The following is an 18133-nucleotide window of genomic DNA, read 5'->3' as shown; positions in this document are numbered from 1 at the left end:
TACAGCAAGGGACCGTTGCGTAATAACATAATAATGGCCCAAAGGGCTGAGTGCAGGGGACGAATGCTGGGACTCTACGAGCAGATCTTTGGGAGCGGCGATCGACGCATGGCCCGCTGGCTGCGGTTGCTGCTGTTCATGCTGGCCTATCTGCTGCTGGCACTGGGTGCCATGCTGCTGTCACGGGTTGATGTGGCCGTGGTGCCGCCATGGCTTGCCGGCCCCATGGCCATCGGCGCACTGGTGCGGCTGTCACCGCGTGACTGGGGCATCCCGCTTCTGGGTATTGCGCTGGCCGATATGCTGGCGCACTACATTTGCCATGCGCCCCACGGTATTCCTCAATATACCATCATCAACACGATTGAAATCCTGGCCGGTGCCCTTTGGCTGCGCTGGCGTCATGGCGGCGCCCTGGGGATGGCCAGCGTCTCATCGTTTGTGAGCGTGCTGCTGGTCAGTGTCCTCGTGATACCGCTGATCGGCTCGCTGCTGCTGGCATTGACGCAGCTCTGGGAGGTTTCGGGATCTCTGCATCTATGGTGGGGCCGCTATGTCTCCGGCGCGCTGGGAATGCTTGTCATGCTGCCCGTGGCCCTCAACAGCTCTATCCGTCGCTGGCGTACCCTGTTGTCTCAGGGAGCCCTGACAAAATTCAACGCCATGCTGGCCCTGACGATGCTGGCCAACGCCGTCATCATACTGTTTTTCCCGGATGAAATTGTCTGGAGTATCGTGGCCCTGTTGCTGGGGGCGCTGCTGTTTGATTTCTTTCGGAGCACCCTGCTCAATGTGGTCAGCGTTATCTCGCTGGTGGTGCTGATTTATCTTTTCCAGCAGTGGGAAATGCTTCATTTCAGCCTTTTCCACTATATCTCCATCGCCCTGACGGTATTGCCGGCGCTGCTGCTGGGCATGGCGTTACAGAGCTTTCGCCGGGAACAGGCGCAGCTGTTACAAAGCGAGCAGCGCTGGAAGTCTGCGCTGGAAGGAAGTGGTCAGGGGGTCTGGGAGATCGATCTGGTGCGCCATCAGATCAGGGCGTCTCTGGAAACGCGCCGATTGCTGGGGGAGAGCGAACTTGCTGTCTGCTCGATGACGCACTGGCGTGAGCAAACGCATCCTGACGATGTGGCCTACGTGGAAAAAGCGCTTGAAGCGCATGTGACGGGTCAGGTGCCACTGTATGTGGCGGAGTACCGCGTACGTCAGAAAGACGGTAGCTATCGCTGGTATCAATCGCGCGGCAAGGTCATGCAGTTCGATGAGCGGGGCAGGCCGCTGCAGATGATCGGTACGCTGATCGATATCCATGCCGCCCGTCAGGCCGAGTTCGAACGTGAGCAGCTGGCCCGCGATCTGCAGGAGGAAAAGGAGCGGTTACAGGTCACGCTCAACTCGATTGGTGATGGGGTCATCGCCACGGATATGGGCGGCCATGTGGTGTTCATGAACCCCGTGGCAGAAGAGATTACGGGCTGGACGCTCTCGCGCGCCAGGACATGTGCACTTGCAGAGGTATTTCCTCTGCATGGTCCGGACATGACGCCGCAGTCGCTCGAGCTGATCGAGACCTGCCTGTCACGTAATGACGTCTGCATGAGCGGTGACGATTCGGTACTGATCAACAGGCATCAGGAGACTCGTGAGGTCAAGGCAACCGCGGCACCGGTGCGGGCGTTGGGTGGCAGGACCATGGGCGCCATTCTGGTCTTTCAGGATCTGTCCCGGTCGCGTGAACTTCAGCGTCGTCTGACCTTTACGGCCAGTCATGATGCGCTAACCGGCTTGTATAACCGCCATTTCTTCGAGCAGGAGGTCGACAATGCCATCAGTCACGGTGGCGAGACGCCGGCCATTCTGGTGGTTCTGAACCTGGATCATTTCAGGGTCATCAATGATTCGGCAGGCCATCTGGCCGGCGATGCCCTGCTGATCGAGATCGCACGTCTGATCGAGCAGCATCTCGGTAGTCGAGATGTGCTGGCCCGTCTGGGCGGCGATGAATTCGCCCTGCTGCTTCATGACCGTGATATCGAGACGTCAGCGGTATGGGTGGAAACCGTGATCGAGGCCATCGGCGCCCTGCGGTTTTCATGGGCCGGGCGGATCCATGAGGTAAGCGTCAGTGCCGGACTGATTCCGGTGGACAGTGATGCCGGAACCTTCAGTACCCTGATCAGTCGTGTCAATGTGGCCTGCTATGCCTCCAGACAGTATGGACGCAACCGGGTGACCATCTATCATCCGGGACAGGAGGATATCGAGCAGTACCATCGCGATATCTTCATGGCGGCCGGGCTGCGTGAAGCCATCGATAATGATCGCTTTGTCCTGTTTTGTCAGCGTATTGTGCCGCTGCAGGGCGAGGGCCGTGACTATCTGGAAATACTGGTCAGAATGCTGGGCCGGGAAGGCGAGATAGTGGCGCCCGGAGCCTTTATTCCGGTGGCCGAGCGCTATGGCATCATGGCTGCCGTGGACCGCTGGGTGATCGAGCATGCCCTTGTCCATGACGGCGAGCGATTGAAACAGGTACTCGATGGCTGTTCGCTGAGTATCAATCTCTCGGCCAACTCTCTCAATGATGCTGGATTTCTGCCCTGGCTTTTAGAAACCATGTCGGTGTCTCCTCTCTCGCCGCAGGCGTTGATATTTGAAATCACGGAAACGGCGCTCATGAACCAGCTCGCCCTGGCATGCGACGTCATCGATGCCCTGCGCGAGGCCGGGTGTCGTGTCGCTCTGGATGATTTTGGCAGCGGGTTGAGCTCTTTCAGCTATCTGCGCAATTTCGTGGTCGATATCATCAAGATTGATGGCGGCTTCATCCGTCACGTCAATGACAATGCACTCGATCAGGTAATCGTGGATGCCATCAATCAGATCGCCCATCGGCTGGGGGCACTGACCGTGGCCGAGTTCATCGAGGATGACGCCAGTGCGCAGAGGCTTGTCAGAATGGGGATCGATTACGCGCAGGGCTATTACCTGCACCGGCCGATGCCGCTTGAAAGGCTCTGGCTCGAGTGACCACGTGAATCAACAATCCCCTTCGGTCTCAGTGGTCTGAAAGCGCATGCGTCCCAGGCGGTTAACGATCAACTGCCGCGTTTTTTGAGCGTGGCAGATATGAAAGGTGCCGTTGAGCATGCTGCTCGAAAGATGTGGGTGGAAAACAAGCGCCGATGACAGCCCCTTCCAGCGCAGGGTCAGGGGGTCATGTCGTTTGGCGTGATAACGAACCTGTCCCTCGGCGTCCAGCACCAGTAGATGCCGCCATTGACCGTCGCAGCGCAGTCCATCATGACTGCCACACAGCGTCCAGGGCCTGCCATGGTCCAGACTGGCCATCTGTGCCTGCTGCATCAGCCCCTGTACATCACGCATCTGAGCATCCAGCAGACGGTTGGCATGCCACCGTTGCGTGAACGGAATGACCCAGCCAATCATGATCGTCATGATGACCAGCGCCACCATGGCATCCAGTAGAGTAATCCCCTGCTGAGAGCGCAAGACACTATCCTTTTCGAGGAACTCTTATCATTTAACGGCCTGAGGGATGCCTTTATTTATATTTTACTTATTTAATATGTGCGCAGGCTGATCAACACATGACACACACAGCAATGAGGGGGCATGTGAAAACGAGCGATGTGATCGTGGTAGGGGGCGGCATCAATGGCATGATGAGCGCCTTCAAACTGATACAAAAAGGCTTTCATGTCACGCTCCTTGAGCGTGGTCAGTGCGCGCGGGAGGCGTCCTGGGCCGGTGGAGGGATATTGATACCGCTGTATCCCTGGCGCTACGCTGACCCCATTGCCCGGCTTGATGCCCTGGCAGCACCCCAGTGGCTTGATCTTGCCGACAGGCTGGCGGCCACTACCGGCATCGATCCGCAGTATACGCCCCATGGCATCATGCATGTCCGGGTCGAGGATGCCCACAAGGCTCAAGCGTGGTCAGCGCGCCATCATGACATGCTCACGCCACTCTCCTCATCCCGGGCGCACGAGCTTCTGGGCCGGTCTGTCACTTCCTCACTGGCGCCTGCCTTCTGGATACCGGGTCGTGGCAGTATCAGAACGCCACGGTTGGGTCAGGCGCTGCGACAGTGGCTGGTGGATCATCCGCGCGCAACGCTTGTGGAGCACTTTGAAGTCACTGCCCTGCTGACCACGCAGGGGCGGGTCGAGGGGGTGGAGGGCCCACAGGGGAAATATCTGGCGCCACGTGTGGTCATGGCCGGTGGGCCCTGGACGCGCCAGCTCCTGGTCCGTCATGTTCAGCTGCCAATCTCCCCCGTTCGTGGACAGATGTTGCTGTTCAGGGCCGAGCGCGCACTGCTACAGGCGGTGATGCTGATGAACGGCTTTTATCTGATTCCCCGGCGCGATCATCACATCCTGGCCGGCAGTACCTTTGAAGATGCAGGCTTTGACCGCGCTACGACCGCGGAAGGTTACGAGCAGATTCATGCCCGGGCACTGGAGATGCTGCCGGCGCTCAAGGAGGTCGAGGTGACCCATCACTGGGCCGGGCTGCGGCCGGGTTCACCCGACAGTATTCCCTTTGTCGGCGCGGTGAAAGATCCTGAGGGGCTTTACGTCAATGCCGGGCATGGCGGCAATGGGGTGGTGCTGTCACCGGCGACAGCAGATCTTCTGTGTGCTCACATCGCCGGCACGCCACCGCCGGTGGAGCCGGCGCCTTACGCCGTGCCCCGCTCAGGATGATCGCCGTCGTGGTTGTGGGCCGTTGCTGATAAAGCGTGCCTGATGATCCTGACAGCAAAACCAGTGCCTTTCGCCCGGCAGGTGTCGCGAGACTTCATTGACGTGAGGATCTTCCAGCGCCTCATGACGTGGCACATGAACATGGCAGTAGGCGCAGCGCACCATCGCTTCTCCGGAAGCCGGGGTCGGCGGATGAGGCTTTCGCTGACGCTTCAGGCGTCGATAGAAAAGCCACCCCAGCCAGAACAGGGCGGCCAGAATGATCAGTCGGGCCATGGAATGATTCGGACTCCTGAAAAGCAGGCAGTGGGCCCTGTCCGGTGCAGGTGATGTGCCTGCGGGCAGGGCTTGCGACGTTACGCCATGGTAGCGGGACTACCAGGGCGCTGCAGTGTAAAAGAGTATCATGAGGGGGCCAACGTTGCGCCGGGCCCGACACCAAAGCGCCCCACCGAAGGGTAGGGCGCTTTTGGCATCGATATTCGCCGTGGCGAATCAGCTGTCTTCAAGGCGCAGCGAGCCGCGCAGATAGCGCGGATTGAAGGTCTCTCCATTCAGGCGCGCATTGTCCGGATCATTGTGAATCAGCTCGGCCAGTGCCTGACGGGCTTCCTTTTGCATGTCCAGACCCATGTAGCCTTCCACCATGACGGCCAGAGCGTCACGGGTGGCCGGGGTCTGCGGATAGTGCTCCAGTACCCAGCGGCCCCGGTTGACGGCAGCCAGGTAGGCCTGCTTGCGCAGGTAAAAGTCGCCGATATGAAGCTCGTGACGGGCCAGCACGTTGCGCAGGAAAACAATACGCTGACGGGCATCGGGGGCGTAGGCGCTGTCGGGGAAGCGGCGCACGACCTCGCCGAAGTCCACATAGGCATCCCGTGTGGCGCCCAGGTCACGCTTGGAGATATCGATCAGATCCAGGCTTTCCAGACTGAAACGCCCCGATTCCCAGGCGGCCATGCCACGCATGTAGTAGGCGTAGTCGACCTGCGGATGATCGGGGTGGAGCCGAATAAAGCGGCTGGCGGCAGCGCGGGAGGCTTCCCAGTTGCCGACCTGATAGTAGCCGTAGATCAGCTCGAGCTGCGCCTGCTGGGCGTATTCACCGAACGGAAAGCGGTTATCAAGCGTTTCAAGCTGAGTGACGGCAGCGGAGTAGCGGCCATTGTCGAGCGCCTGCTGAATGTTTTGATAGAGCTGCTGCTCGGTGAGCTCGTTATCCTGCTCCTGGCTCTGACTGCTGGCGCAACCGGCCAGCATGACGGCAGCCAGCGCAAGGGCGCTCAGGGAAATGGCGCGCATTGTCGTCCTCGTCTCAAACAAACCGTGGCGGCATGATAGAATCCGCCCAACAGCTACTGAATGAAGTGTGTGGGGCCTACTATACGGACCGGCAGCGCATTACGCGAATGACGCGCTGCCTGTACCCGGTACCAATGAGCCCGCACTATAAAGCATTGTAAAGCCGTGGCGAAATGCTCGGCCCATGCTCCTGCAGAGAATTGCATGTCACAGACCATCGAACAAACACGCATTGTCCCCGACGCCATGACCGGTCTGCGTCTGGATCAGGCGGCCGCAGAACTCTTTGACGAGTTTTCCCGCGAGCGCCTCAAGAGCTGGATCAAGGAGGGCGCCCTGACCGTGGACGGCCAGCAAATGCGCCCCCGCGCGCCGGTCATGTCGGGCGCCATGCTGGCACTCAATGCCGTGCTTGAGGAGAACCGGGTCTGGGAGGCCGAGCCGATCGCGCTGGACATCGTGCATGAAGATGACGACGTGCTGGTCATCAACAAGCCGGTGGGACTGGTAGTGCATCCGGCCGCGGGCAACCAGAGCGGCACGCTGCTCAACGCGCTGCTACATCACGCTCCCGAGCTTTCGACCCTGCCGCGCGCCGGCATTGTCCATCGTCTGGACAAGGACACCAGCGGACTGATGGTGGTGGCCAGGACGCTGGCCGCGCAGACTTCTCTGGTTGAGCAGCTGCAGGCGCGCCGGGTCAAGCGCGAATATGATGCCATTGTCGCCGGGGCCATGATTGCCGGCGGCAAGGTCGATGCGCCTATCGGCCGGCATCCGGTGGATCGCAAGCGTCAGGCGGTCGTGGCCCACGGCGGCAAGCCGGCGGTGACACACTACCGGGTGGTCGAGCGCTTTCGCGGACACACCCATATTCGCTGCCGGCTGGAAACCGGGCGTACCCATCAGATTCGCGTCCACATGGCGCATCAGCGGTTTCCGCTGGTAGGGGATCCGGTCTACGGTGGACGGCTCAAGCTGCCGGCCGGTGCCTCTGAAGATCTCAAGGAGACGCTGCGTCACTTTTCACGCCAGGCCCTGCACGCGCGCCGACTGGCGTTTATCCATCCCACGAGCCATGACACCGTTGAATTCGGCATGGAACTGCCGGATGACATGTTCATGCTGCTCGACATCCTGCGCGACGATCAGGCGGACACATGACTCAGGACAATCATGATCAACCCACGCTGATCGTGCCGGACTGGGTGGCACCGGGGTCGGTAGGCGCCTTTGTGACCACGCGCGAAACGGGGCCCAGCCAGGGCCCGTATGCCGCCTTCAATGCGGCCTCGCATGTGGGAGATGACCCTGAAACGGTCGCCTGGCTGCGTCAGCTGCTGGGGGCAAGAATCGGCGATCATCGCCCGCTGTTATGGCTTGATCAGGTTCACGGCGCCCGCGTACAGCAGTCCTTCCAGACGCCGCCGCCACAGGCCGATGCTGCCATCGCGTGCGATCAGCAGTATGCCTGCGTGGTCCAGACCGCCGACTGCCTGCCGGTGCTGTTCTGTGACCGGCGAGGTACCCGGGTGGCCGCAGCTCATGCCGGCTGGCGCGGTCTGGCCAGTGGGGTGCTGGAAGCCACCGTGGCGGCGTTTGGCTGTGCCCCGGAGGAGGTCATGGCCTGGCTGGGACCGGCGATTTCCAATATGCAGTATGAAATCGGGCGCGAAGTGCATGACGCCTTCGTCAATGTGCAGCCCGAAGCCTCGGCCGCCTTCGAGGCGAGCCCTTATCGGCTGGGTTACTTCATGTGTGATCTCTACCGTCTGGCGCGCCTGCGTCTGGAGGCACTGGGAGTGACCGACATCAGCGGCGGCCATTTCTGTACGGCCTCCGATGCACGCTTTTATTCCTATCGTCGCGACAATGGTGTGACCGGGCGCATGAGCAGCGTCATCTGGCTTCGCTAGGGCGCGGCCAGCGCTCTGGTTCGGGCTCTTTTATTTAACATAATATTTTTTCCTGTCTGCTTGAAACGATTGTCGGCGCCCCCATCTTTGTTGGCAAGATACCGATAAACGCGCCTTGAAATGCCGGTTCTGCCGCTGTGCGGCCATGGCCGGGCAGGGCGCCGGATAGAGAGGAACAGGGATGCGAATCGACAAACTCACCAGCAAGTTGCAGGCTGCCCTGGCCGATGCCCAGTCACTGGCGTCAGGGCGTGGCCACAATCAGCTTCAGCCGGGCCATGTATTGCTGTCACTGCTTGATAGCCGTGACTCCGGTTTCAAGGGGTTGATCCAGAAGGCCGGCGGCGAGCCGGGTCGTGTGCGCGATGCGCTGGTCAAACATGTGGATGACCTGCCCACGGTCAGCCAGTTTGATGGCAACGTCACCATGGGTCAGGAGCTGGGGCAGCTCTTTAATCTGGCCGATCGCGAAGCACAAAAGCGCGGTGATCAGTTCATCGCCACCGAGCTGGTGCTGCTGTCAGCACTGCAGACGAAATCGGCCATCAGCCGTGCCCTGAGCGGTACCGGTCTCACCGAGCAGAGCGTACGGCGCGCGATCGATGAGCTGCGCGGCGGTGACAACGTTAATGATGCCGAAGCCGAAGAGAAGCGCGAGGCGCTGGACAAGTACACCACCGATCTGACCGAGCGTGCCGCCAGCGGCAAGCTGGATCCGGTGATCGGCCGCGATGATGAAATTCGCCGCACCATTCAGGTGCTGCAGCGCCGGACCAAGAACAATCCGGTGCTGATCGGCGAGCCCGGCGTGGGCAAGACCGCCATTGTGGAAGGGCTGGCTCAGCGCATCGTCAACGGCGAGGTGCCCGAAAGCCTCAAGGACAAGCGGGTGCTGGCGCTGGATCTCGGGGCACTGCTGGCGGGCGCCAAGTATCGCGGCGACTTTGAAGAGCGGCTCAAGGGCGTGCTCAACGAGCTGGCAAAGGAAGAGGGGCGCGTCATTCTCTTCATTGACGAGCTGCATACCATGGTGGGCGCCGGCAAGACCGAAGGCTCGATGGATGCCGGCAACATGCTCAAGCCCGCCCTGGCCCGCGGCGAGCTGCACTGTGTGGGGGCGACAACGCTTGACGAGTATCGTCAGGATATCGAGAAGGATGCCGCCCTTGAGCGCCGCTTCCAGAAGGTGCTGGTCGATGAGCCTTCCGAGGAGGACACCATCGCCATCCTGCGCGGGCTCAAGGAGCGTTACGAAGTCCATCACGGGGTCGATATTACTGACCCGGCGATCATCGCCGCGGCGCGACTGTCCACCCGCTACATCACCGATCGTCAACTGCCGGACAAGGCGATTGATCTGATCGATGAGGCGGCCTCACGTATCCGTATGGAGATGGACTCCAAGCCCGAGGAGATGGACCGTCTCGAGCGGCGACTGATTCAGCTCAAGATCGAGCGCGAGGCCCTCAAGAAAGAGACGGACGAGGCGACCCGCAAGCGTCTCGAGCTGCTGGAAGGGCAGATCGAGACCATGTCGCGCGAATTTGCCGATCTCGAAGAGGTCTGGAAGGCCGAAAAGGCCAGCCTGCAGGGCGCGGCGCAGTACAAGGCCGAGCTCGAACAGGCGCGTACCGACCTGGAAGCCGCACGTCGGCAGGGCGATCTGGGATGCATGTCGGAAATCCAGTACGGTCTGATTCCGGATCTGGAGCGCAAGATCAGCGAGGCCGGCGAGGCTGAAAGCACGCCGCTCAAGCTGCTGCGCTCGATCGTGACCGAAGAGGAGATCGCCGAGGTGGTCTCGCGCTGGACCGGCATTCCGGTGTCAAAAATGCTCGAGGGTGAACGTGACAAGCTGCTGCGCATGGAAGAGGCGCTGCATGAGCGGGTGATCGGCCAGGATGAGGCCGTGACCGCCGTGTCCAACGCGGTACGTCGTTCACGGGCCGGCATCAGTGACCCCAACCGCCCCAACGGCTCCTTCCTGTTTCTGGGGCCGACCGGGGTGGGCAAGACCGAGCTGTGCAAGTCGCTGGCCGGGTTTTTGTTCGATACCCAGGAGGCGATGGTGCGCATCGACATGTCGGAGTTCATGGAGAAGCACTCCGTGGCCCGCCTGATCGGCGCGCCTCCGGGCTATGTCGGCTATGAGCAGGGTGGTTATCTGACCGAGGCCGTGCGGCGCAAGCCCTATTCGGTGCTGCTGCTGGACGAGGTGGAAAAGGCCCATCCGGATGTCTTCAACATTCTTTTGCAGGTACTGGAAGATGGTCGCCTGACCGACGGCCAGGGGCGTACGGTGGACTTTCGTAACACTGTGATCGTAATGACCTCGAATCTGGGCTCCAGCATTATCCAGAATTACGCCAGCGAACAGGATGAGGCGGGTTATGAACGCATGCGTGCGGCGGTCATGGATGAGGTCAGCAATCATTTCCGCCCCGAGCTGATCAATCGCATTGACGAGGTGGTGGTGTTCCACGCGCTGGGGCAGACGCAGATCCAGGCGATTGCCAATATCCAGCTCGATCAGCTGCGCCGGCGTCTGGCCGATCGTGATGTGTCGCTGGCCATCAGTGAGGCGGCCATGACACAGCTGGCCGAGGCGGGCTTCGATCCGGTCTATGGGGCGCGGCCGCTGCGTCGGGCCATCCAGAGCCGCATCGAAAACCCGCTGGCTCAGGCACTGCTGGCCGGTCGCTATGCGCCGGGCGATACGGTCCGTATCGATGCCCGCGACGGTGAGCTGGTTTTCGAGGCCCGGGAACAGGCCTGAACGTTATCGGTCTGAAATGATAAAAGGGCGGCTACCCTGGGTAGCCGCCCTTTTTATGGACAAGTGACGAAACCTGAATCGGGTGGATCAGAGCGCCGTGTTTTCCAGCGTGGCCTGCGGATAGAGGGCGAGCAGGGCGCGCAGAACGCCATTGGTCCATCCAAAGCCATCCTGAGCCGGATATTCACCGCCATCAGGGGCGCCGTCGAGATCCATGACGTTGTACTTTTCCAACAGCTTGTGATCCTTCTCGAAGCGGTAGAAGTTGTTGTACATCCAGCGCCTGGCAATGGTGTCCGCCAGTCGGTCATGGCCGTAACGCTTGAGGCCCTTGATGGCCATCCATTGAAGCGGCGCCCAGCCATTGGGGGCGTCCCACTGCTGAACGGTGTCGATGGTAGACGTCATCAGCCCGCCGGGCTGGAGGAGCTGATGTTCCAGTGTATTGGCCACATGAGTGGCCTGTTCCTCGGTCGCCACCCCAAAATAGAGGGTAAAGACGATGGAGGCGTTAATGCTGTCGGTCAGTTCATTTTCATGCCAGAGATAGTCTCCGAAACGCTTCTCTTCCTGCGACCAGAACAGACGGCGCAGCGCATCCAGCCGTGAGTTGGCCGCACTCTGGAAAAGGTCGGCGCGCTGATAGTGCCCGATCCTTCGATGCGTCGAGGCCAGAATGGACTCCATGTGATACAGCAGGCAATTGAGATCCAGCGGCAATATGTCCACGGTACGGATGGTGGACAGATCGTGGGGATCGGTCAGCCAGCGCGAGCTGAAATCCCAGCCGCTTTCTGCGCCGGCGCGGATGTTGCGCCATACCTCGATATGGTCGCGACTCGAGTGACAGGCCGTTTCCATGTCCTCACGGAAGGACTCCTCGCGCGGCGTATTCAGGTCGTCCCAGTGGCGATTGAGCAGCGCGCCTTCGGAGATCTTGACGCAGCGACGGTAGGCTTCGCAGTGGTGCAGTGCCTCGGCGCCATCCATCCAGTAGGTATATTCACGCTCCATCTGGGGCAGATAGTGCTCATAGACGCCTTCGCCGTCATGCTGGGCGAGCTGGCCTACCATGCCGCAGAAAAAGGGCGGCTGGGAGCGTGACAGATAGTAGGTACGATTGCCGTTGGGGACGTGACCATAGGCATTGATGAGAAAGGCAGCGTTATTGACCATGTCTCGCATCAGATCGATGCGGCCGCTTTCTCGCAGCCCCAGCATGGTGAAATAGCTGTCCCAGTAATAGATCTCGTTGAAGCGACCGCCGGGTACCACGTAGGCATGAGGCAGCGGCAGGCGCGAGGAGTTCGGGTTATAGCGTGGCCTCGGCTGTCGTGTCAGCACGTTCCAGAGGGCATCAATATGATCACGCGCGTTGCTCTGGCGCTCGGGCGGCTGAACGTTTGCCTGGGTTTCGATACGTTCGAAACGCTCTTCGACAAACATCCGCAGGGCGTCGTTGCTGACGCAGGGCGCAGCAGAACAGTTTGAATAGCGCTCGCAGAGCCGGGCATAGTCGGCCATGATCTCTTCGACCGACTTGGTCGGAATCATGTCAACAAAGGTCTTGCTGTCACTGAACAGACCGCGGCTCTGCACATCATGAAACAGCGTGCCCCAGAGGTGCTCGGGCAATGGCGGAAGTTCTGCAACTTCCGGCGTGTCCGGCATCGAAGGTGCCGAGGCGGCAGCGGTCATGGTCATGGCAAATTCCTGAAACAATAAAGTGCGTTTCTGCCCGATCGTGACTGGCAGGTGAGAATGGCATTGTCCTGGCAGTTTCGGGACGCCTGCGGTACGCAATGCGTCCTGTCATGATGACCGGTGTTAACGCAGGATAGTTCATCCAAACGTCTTTCCCCTGGTACACACAATAACGGCAGACACTAATCGAAACTGTTGTGCTCCCATGCACTGATATCGTGCAATATGTCACGCCTTTTCAAGGTCTGAGCGCTATAAATGCGCATGCATCAGTTGACACCGGAGCATCACTGATAGAGTCTTGAAGATTCCTGATCGCAGGCATGAATTCCCCGGGCGATCCCCGGGATCATGGAGGACAGTCGCGCGGCGGCTGCCTGCCTGCCCAAGGACCTGAACAGGCGGGCCAATCTCCTGCCTGATCAACGCCCCTATATGTCGACCCGACATGAGATTGAGCAGGTCCTCGCTGCAACCCATTATCAGTCTGCAGCATCAGGTGTCGCTGGCCCCGGGCCGCGGCAGGCGGCACAGCCGTCCTCGAACGCCGATGCGTATGGCATCGTGAACGCACTCGAGACCTTATAGGGGAACTCAAACGTGGAATTGCTTTCCGGAGCCGATATGATCGCCCGCTTCCTCAAGGATGAGGGCGTTGAATATATCTACGGCTACCCGGGCGGGGCAGCGCTACACATCTATGATGCGCTTTTCCGCCAGGATGATGTCAAACATATTCTTGTTCGCCACGAACAGGCGGCAACCCATATGGCCGATGGCTATGCTCGTGCGTCCGGCAAACCCGGCGTCGTGCTGGTCACCTCGGGTCCCGGCGCGACCAATGCGGTCACCGGTATCGCCACGGCCTATATGGATTCCATACCGATGGTCGTGCTGTGTGGTCAGGTCGCCAGCCACCTGATTGGTGAAGATGCCTTTCAGGAAACCGACATTGTCGGGGTCACGCGCCCGATCGTGAAGCACAGTTTTTCGATTCGCCATCCTTCCGATATACCCACCGTACTCAAGAAGGCCTTCTACATTGCGTCTTCCGGGCGTCCGGGGCCGGTCGTTATCGATATCCCCAAGGACATGACCGCACCGACCGAGCGCTATGAGTACGTCTATCCGCGCAAGGTGAAGCTGCGCTCGTACAACCCCGTGTCACGCGGCCATACCGGTCAGATTCGCAAGGCGGTCGATCTGATGATGAGTGCCCGGCGTCCCGTCATCTTTGCCGGTGGCGGTGTCATTACCGGTCGCGCCTCCGAGGCGCTGACGGCGCTGGCGCATCGACTCAATATCCCGGTGATTACCTCGCTGATGGGCCTTGGTGCCTTTCCGCAGAATGATCCGCAGTCGCTGGGCTGGCCGGGCATGCACGGCTCCTACGAGTCCAATATGGCCATGCACCACAGTGATCTGGTGCTGGGTGTGGGCGTACGCTTTGACGATCGCGTGACCAATAACGTCAATCGATTCTGCCCTGATGCCCGCATCGTGCACATTGACGTCGATCCCAGCTCCATCTCCAAGACCGTGCATGCCGATGTGCCCATCGTCGGGGCTGCCGATCACGTGCTCAATGAAATGCTCAACCAGATCGGTCAGCGTACAGAGGCGCAGGAGCCACTCGATGAGTGGTGGGAGACGATCAACGCCTGGCGTGACGAGCGTCGTGGCAAGCTCTATGAACCTGCCGCCGCCGGTGAGCCGCTCAAACCCCAGCAGGTGGTCGAGGCCGTCCATCGGGCCACCCATGGCGATGCCTATGTCGTGACCGATGTGGGTCAGCATCAGATGTTTGCCGCCCAGTATTACAAGTTCAATCAGCCCAACCGCTGGGTCTCTTCGAGCGGGCTGGGAACGATGGGCTACGGCCTGCCGGCGGCCATGGGCATCAAGCTCAATTATCCCGATGAGCATGTCGTGCTCTTCACGGGGGAGGGCAGCTTCCAGATGATGATGCAGGAGCTGTCGACCTGTAAGCAGTTCGGCATTCCGGTCAAGATCGTCAATCTCAACAATGCCTCGCTGGGCATGGTGCGCCAGTGGCAGGACCTGAATTACAAGTCCCGTCACGCCCACTCCTATATGGAGTCCCTGCCTGACTTTGAAAAGCTGATTGAAGCCTATGGTTTCAAGGCGATCACGGTAAGTACGGCCGAGCAGCTGGAGCCGGCACTGGAAGAGGCTTTCCGCTCGAAGGATGAGCTGGTGTTTCTCGATATTCATGTTGACCCGCGCGAGCACGTCTATCCGATGCAGGTTCCGCAGGGGGCCATGTGTGACATGCTGCTGTCGAAGACGGAGCGAACCTGATGCGCCATATCATATCGATGCTGCTTGAAAACGAGCCGGGCGCGCTGTCACGTGTGGTAGGGCTCTTTTCCCAGCGCAATTTCAATATCGAAACGCTCAATGTTGCCCCGACCGATGATCCGACGCTGTCGCGTCTGACGGTGACGACCCATGGTGATGAACGCATCATCGAGCAGATCACCAAGCACCTCAATCGTCTGATCGATGTGGTCAAGCTGGTGGATCTGACCGAAGGCGCACACATCGAACGCGAGCTGATGCTGGTCAAGGTCAAGGCGCAGGGGAGTGCTCGTGATGAGGTCAAGCGTACGGCGGATATCTTTCGTGCCCAGATCGTGGATGTCACGCCTAGCGTGTATACCGTGCAGATTACCGGCGACGCCACCAAGATGGATGCCTTCCTGCAGGCGGTAACGCCGCTGGGTGTGCTGGAAGTGGCGCGTACCGGTGTGTCCGGGATTGCACGTGGTGACAAGGTGCTGAGCCTCTGATACCCGGATTTATACAATGTTTATGTCAACCGATGGCGCTGCCGTCCATTAAAAGGTGAAGGTAATGCAGGTTTATTACGACAAGGATTGCGATCTCTCTCTCATCCAGGGCAAGAAGGTCACCATCCTGGGGTACGGGTCGCAGGGGCATGCGCACGCCAACAACCTCAATGAATCCGGCGTTGATGTCACGGTCGCGCTGCGCAAGGGCTCCGGCTCCTGGCAGAAGGCCGAGAGCTCGGGTCTGAAGGTCGCAGAAGTCGCCGATGCGGTCTCCGGCGCCGACATCGTCATGTTCTTGGCGCCCGATGAGCATCAAAAGCAGATCTATTACCGTGACGTCGAGCCCAATCTGAAGGAAGGCGCTGCACTGGCCTTTGCGCACGGCTTCAACGTGCATTACCAGCAGATCGAGCCGCGCGAGGATCTGGACGTCATCATGATCGCGCCCAAGGCGCCCGGTCATACCGTTCGCCAGACCTATACCCAGGGCGGCGGTGTGCCCAGCCTGATCGCGGTCTACCAGGACAAGTCCGGCAAGGCGCGTGAGCTGGCCCTGTCCTATGCCAGCGCCAACGGCGGCGGCCGTGCCGGCATCATCCACACGACCTTCCAGGAAGAGACCGAGACCGACCTGTTCGGTGAGCAGGCTGTTCTCTGTGGTGGTGCGACTGCGCTGGTGCAGGCTGGTTTCGAAACGCTGGTGGAAGCCGGTTACGCCCCCGAAATGGCGTACTTCGAGTGTCTGCACGAGCTCAAGCTGATTGTTGATCTGATGTATGAAGGTGGCATGGCCGACATGCGTTACTCGATCTCCAATACGGCCGAGTATGGTGATTACGTCACCGGCCCGAAGATTGTGAACGAAGAGACCAAAAACGCCATGCGCCAGGTCCTCAAGGACATCCAGGAAGGGACCTTTGCCAAGGACTTTATTCTGGACCACCAGGCCGGCTTCCCGACCCTCAAGGCCAAGCGTCGTCGCGGTGCCGAGCATCAGATCGAGGAAGTCGGTACCAAACTGCGTGGCATGATGCCCTGGATTGCTGCCAACAAGATGGTCGACAAGTCGAAGAACTGATCCACAGCGGCCTTCGAGGAAAACGGATGCGATGATTCGCATCCGTTTTTTTATGCCTTTCGTTCACGGCGTTTGAAAGAGCTGCCCCTGCATGGACTCGGTAGCCCGGGGAATTACCGTGACACTATCGCCACGCATAATGATGCCGCTTCGCACGATGCGGGCCGTCATGCCGCCATGGCCTCGCAGGGCATTGTAGCCGCCGGGTCCCAGCGTCTGTTCCATGCGGCTGCAGGGCGCGCAGGGCCCGGTAATCTCAATGATGGCATCGCAGCCAATGGCCAGCTGCTGTTGTCGACAGGCCAACAGATTAAGTCCCGACACCAGCAGGTTGCGTCTGAGCTGTTCGGGGGGAAGTTCCGTTATGCCGCAAAAGGCAGCAACGACGGGTAAATGCTCGGCCTGAAAAAGCGTGACTTCACGTTTACCGCCTCGGGCGCTGTAATGATCACCTTCAATGCCCTGACCCTCGATCAGGGTCAAGGCGTCCATGACATCGATGTCATGGTGACGTTGCGGGCGTCGGCTCAACCACTCAAGACGGCCGATATGGGGAAACTGTGTCATGAGGTTTCTTAAACTTTCCATTGTCTATCCGTGTTAACACCTGGTCGTCTTCTATGCTTTGATGGTCGTATCTTCCCAAAGGACATTATTGTCATGACGCAGACGCCCCCACCGAACAATCGACCGCCGCGCGATCCCTTCTCCGAATTCAAGGATGACACGGAAGTGGTGGAAGACATCGTGCAAAACGGTGAGCGTATACGCCGACGCGGCATCTATCTGCTCCCCAACCTCTTTACCACGGCGGCACTGTTTTCAGGGTTTTTCTCTGTCGTGGCAGCGCTCAACGGCAATTTCGGTTCTGCGGCCATCGCTATTTTTGTTTCCATGGTGCTTGATGGCTTTGATGGCCGGGTAGCCCGCATGACCAATACGCAAAGCGCGTTTGGTGAAGAATATGACAGCCTTGCCGACATGCTTTCCTTCGGCGTGGCGCCTGCCATCGTGGCCTTTGCCTGGATTCTTCAGGATGTTGGCAATCTTGGCTGGATAGCGGCCTTTGTCTATGTGGCCGGCGCCGCACTGCGTCTTGCGCGCTTCAATGTTCAGATTGGCAGCACCGACAAGAAGTGGTTTATAGGATTGCCCAGCCCATCGGCGGCTGCCGTGGTGGCCGGCTTTGTCTGGACCTTTCACAGCTTCGAGGCCACTGCTTTCGGCTTCAAGGTGTTGATGGCCATTATCGTGGCTGCGGTAGGCATCCTGATGGTCAGCAATATCCGTTACTACAGCTTCAAGGAAGTGGACCTGAAGAGTCCGGTGCCTTTCGTGGCACTGCTGGCCATCGTTCTGGCCTTCGTTCTTATTTCGCTGGAACCGGCCGTCATGCTTTTGCTGCTGTTCGGCAGCTATGCGGCTTCCGGTCCGATACTGGCCATCATGCGTCGTACCGGGTATGCCAAACCCATTCATAGTGGTATCGCAACGACCGAGGAAGAGATGGAGGCAGGTACTGCCGATGCTTCTGAAACATCAGTCGCTGCTGATGAGTCAGAGGTGACGGGATCTTCAGAAACATCCGAAAATCCCGATGAAAGAAAGTAGGAACTTTTCCGAAATAAGGGGTTGCACGACCCGGAGCTGATCTATAAAGTACGCATCCGCTGCCACGGAGCACACGGCGACGAGGCAGCGGGGAAGGCAAGCAGGTGATTGTTTTGACTAGGGTTTTGGTCGCTCAATCAGGATTTCAGATCCAGCCGCTGACTTCCGCATCGAAAAAAAGAGGTTGACTT

14 protein-coding genes are annotated in these 18133 nt (G+C 59.5%); 9 read left to right on the top strand and 5 right to left on the bottom strand.

The features are described 5' to 3' along the window. The first annotated feature begins 63 nt into the window (after nt 1-63). Nucleotides 64-3033: an EAL domain-containing protein gene (locus tag C8D72_RS06740; protein ID WP_170140525.1), complete on the top strand. Its 2970-nt coding sequence runs from the start codon at nt 64-66 to the stop codon at nt 3031-3033. A gap of 9 nt (nt 3034-3042) precedes the next feature. Here C8D72_RS06740 and C8D72_RS06735 read toward each other — a convergent pair whose 3' ends face one another. After that, nucleotides 3043-3516 (bottom strand): GspH/FimT family pseudopilin, encoded by a 474-nt coding sequence (locus C8D72_RS06735; RefSeq protein WP_115853666.1) that lies wholly within the window; start codon nt 3514-3516, stop codon nt 3043-3045. A 125-nt stretch (nt 3517-3641) separates the two neighbouring features. Between C8D72_RS06735 and thiO the strand changes: the two genes are divergently transcribed. Beyond that, complete coding sequence (gene thiO / locus C8D72_RS06730) at nt 3642-4739, top strand: glycine oxidase ThiO (RefSeq protein WP_170140524.1); 1098 nt, start codon at nt 3642-3644, stop codon at nt 4737-4739. Here thiO and C8D72_RS06725 read toward each other — a convergent pair. Beyond that, entirely contained in the window at nt 4731-5015 is a 285-nt protein-coding gene (locus tag C8D72_RS06725) for a PP0621 family protein (protein ID WP_115853664.1), read from the bottom strand. The two genes, thiO and C8D72_RS06725, sit on opposite strands and share 9 nt — an antisense overlap. Nucleotides 5016-5234: 219 nt before the next feature. Beyond that, entirely contained in the window at nt 5235-6041 is an 807-nt protein-coding gene (locus C8D72_RS06720; protein WP_115853663.1) for an outer membrane protein assembly factor BamD, read from the bottom strand. A gap of 204 nt (nt 6042-6245) precedes the next feature. Between C8D72_RS06720 and rluD the strand changes: the two genes are divergently transcribed. From rluD to clpB, 3 genes are all read left to right on the top strand, one after another. Next, nucleotides 6246-7205, top strand: coding sequence for a 23S rRNA pseudouridine(1911/1915/1917) synthase RluD (rluD, locus tag C8D72_RS06715; RefSeq protein ID WP_115853662.1), 960 nt, complete (start codon nt 6246-6248; stop codon nt 7203-7205). After that, a complete protein-coding gene (gene pgeF, locus C8D72_RS06710; RefSeq protein WP_115853661.1) occupies nt 7202-7957 on the top strand; it encodes a peptidoglycan editing factor PgeF in 756 nt (251 codons plus the stop codon). The genes rluD and pgeF overlap by 4 nt, the downstream gene beginning before the upstream one ends. Before the next feature lie 181 nt (nt 7958-8138). Further along, nucleotides 8139-10733 carry an ATP-dependent chaperone ClpB gene (gene clpB, locus C8D72_RS06705; RefSeq protein ID WP_115853660.1) on the top strand — a complete coding sequence of 865 codons (2595 nt, stop codon included), beginning with the start codon at nt 8139-8141 and terminating at the stop codon, nt 10731-10733. Nucleotides 10734-10820: 87 nt separating this feature from the next. Here clpB and treF read toward each other — a convergent pair whose 3' ends face one another. Next, a complete protein-coding gene (gene treF, locus C8D72_RS06700) occupies nt 10821-12437 on the bottom strand; it encodes an alpha,alpha-trehalase TreF (RefSeq protein ID WP_245955186.1) in 1617 nt (538 codons plus the stop codon). A gap of 600 nt (nt 12438-13037) precedes the next feature. Here treF and C8D72_RS06690 point away from each other — a divergent pair. From C8D72_RS06690 to ilvC, 3 genes are all read left to right on the top strand, one after another. Further along, the gene (locus tag C8D72_RS06690) at nt 13038-14759 is read left to right on the top strand and encodes an acetolactate synthase 3 large subunit (protein WP_115853658.1); all 1722 of its coding nucleotides are present in this window, start codon (nt 13038-13040) and stop codon (nt 14757-14759) included. After that, the gene (ilvN, locus tag C8D72_RS06685) at nt 14759-15250 is read left to right on the top strand and encodes an acetolactate synthase small subunit (protein WP_115853657.1); all 492 of its coding nucleotides are present in this window, start codon (nt 14759-14761) and stop codon (nt 15248-15250) included. Before C8D72_RS06690 ends, ilvN begins: the two co-directional genes overlap by 1 nt. A gap of 64 nt (nt 15251-15314) precedes the next feature. Then, nucleotides 15315-16331: a ketol-acid reductoisomerase gene (gene ilvC / locus C8D72_RS06680; protein ID WP_115853656.1), complete on the top strand. Its 1017-nt coding sequence runs from the start codon at nt 15315-15317 to the stop codon at nt 16329-16331. Nucleotides 16332-16394: 63 nt separating this feature from the next. Here the strand turns inward: ilvC and C8D72_RS06675 are convergent, their stop codons facing one another. Then, nucleotides 16395-16898 carry an MOSC domain-containing protein gene (locus tag C8D72_RS06675; RefSeq protein WP_211308793.1) on the bottom strand — a complete coding sequence of 168 codons (504 nt, stop codon included), beginning with the start codon at nt 16896-16898 and terminating at the stop codon, nt 16395-16397. Between the two features lie 93 nt (nt 16899-16991). On the opposite strand from C8D72_RS06675, the gene pssA reads away from it, so the two are divergent. Further along, a complete protein-coding gene (pssA, locus tag C8D72_RS06670; RefSeq protein WP_115853654.1) occupies nt 16992-17942 on the top strand; it encodes a CDP-diacylglycerol--serine O-phosphatidyltransferase in 951 nt (316 codons plus the stop codon). The last annotated feature ends 191 nt before the right edge of the window (nt 17943-18133 follow it).

Source organism: Kushneria indalinina DSM 14324, from assembly GCF_003385845.1.
GTDB lineage: Bacteria > Pseudomonadota > Gammaproteobacteria > Pseudomonadales > Halomonadaceae > Kushneria > Kushneria indalinina.
This window is presented reverse-complemented; position numbering and strand designations above follow the sequence as displayed.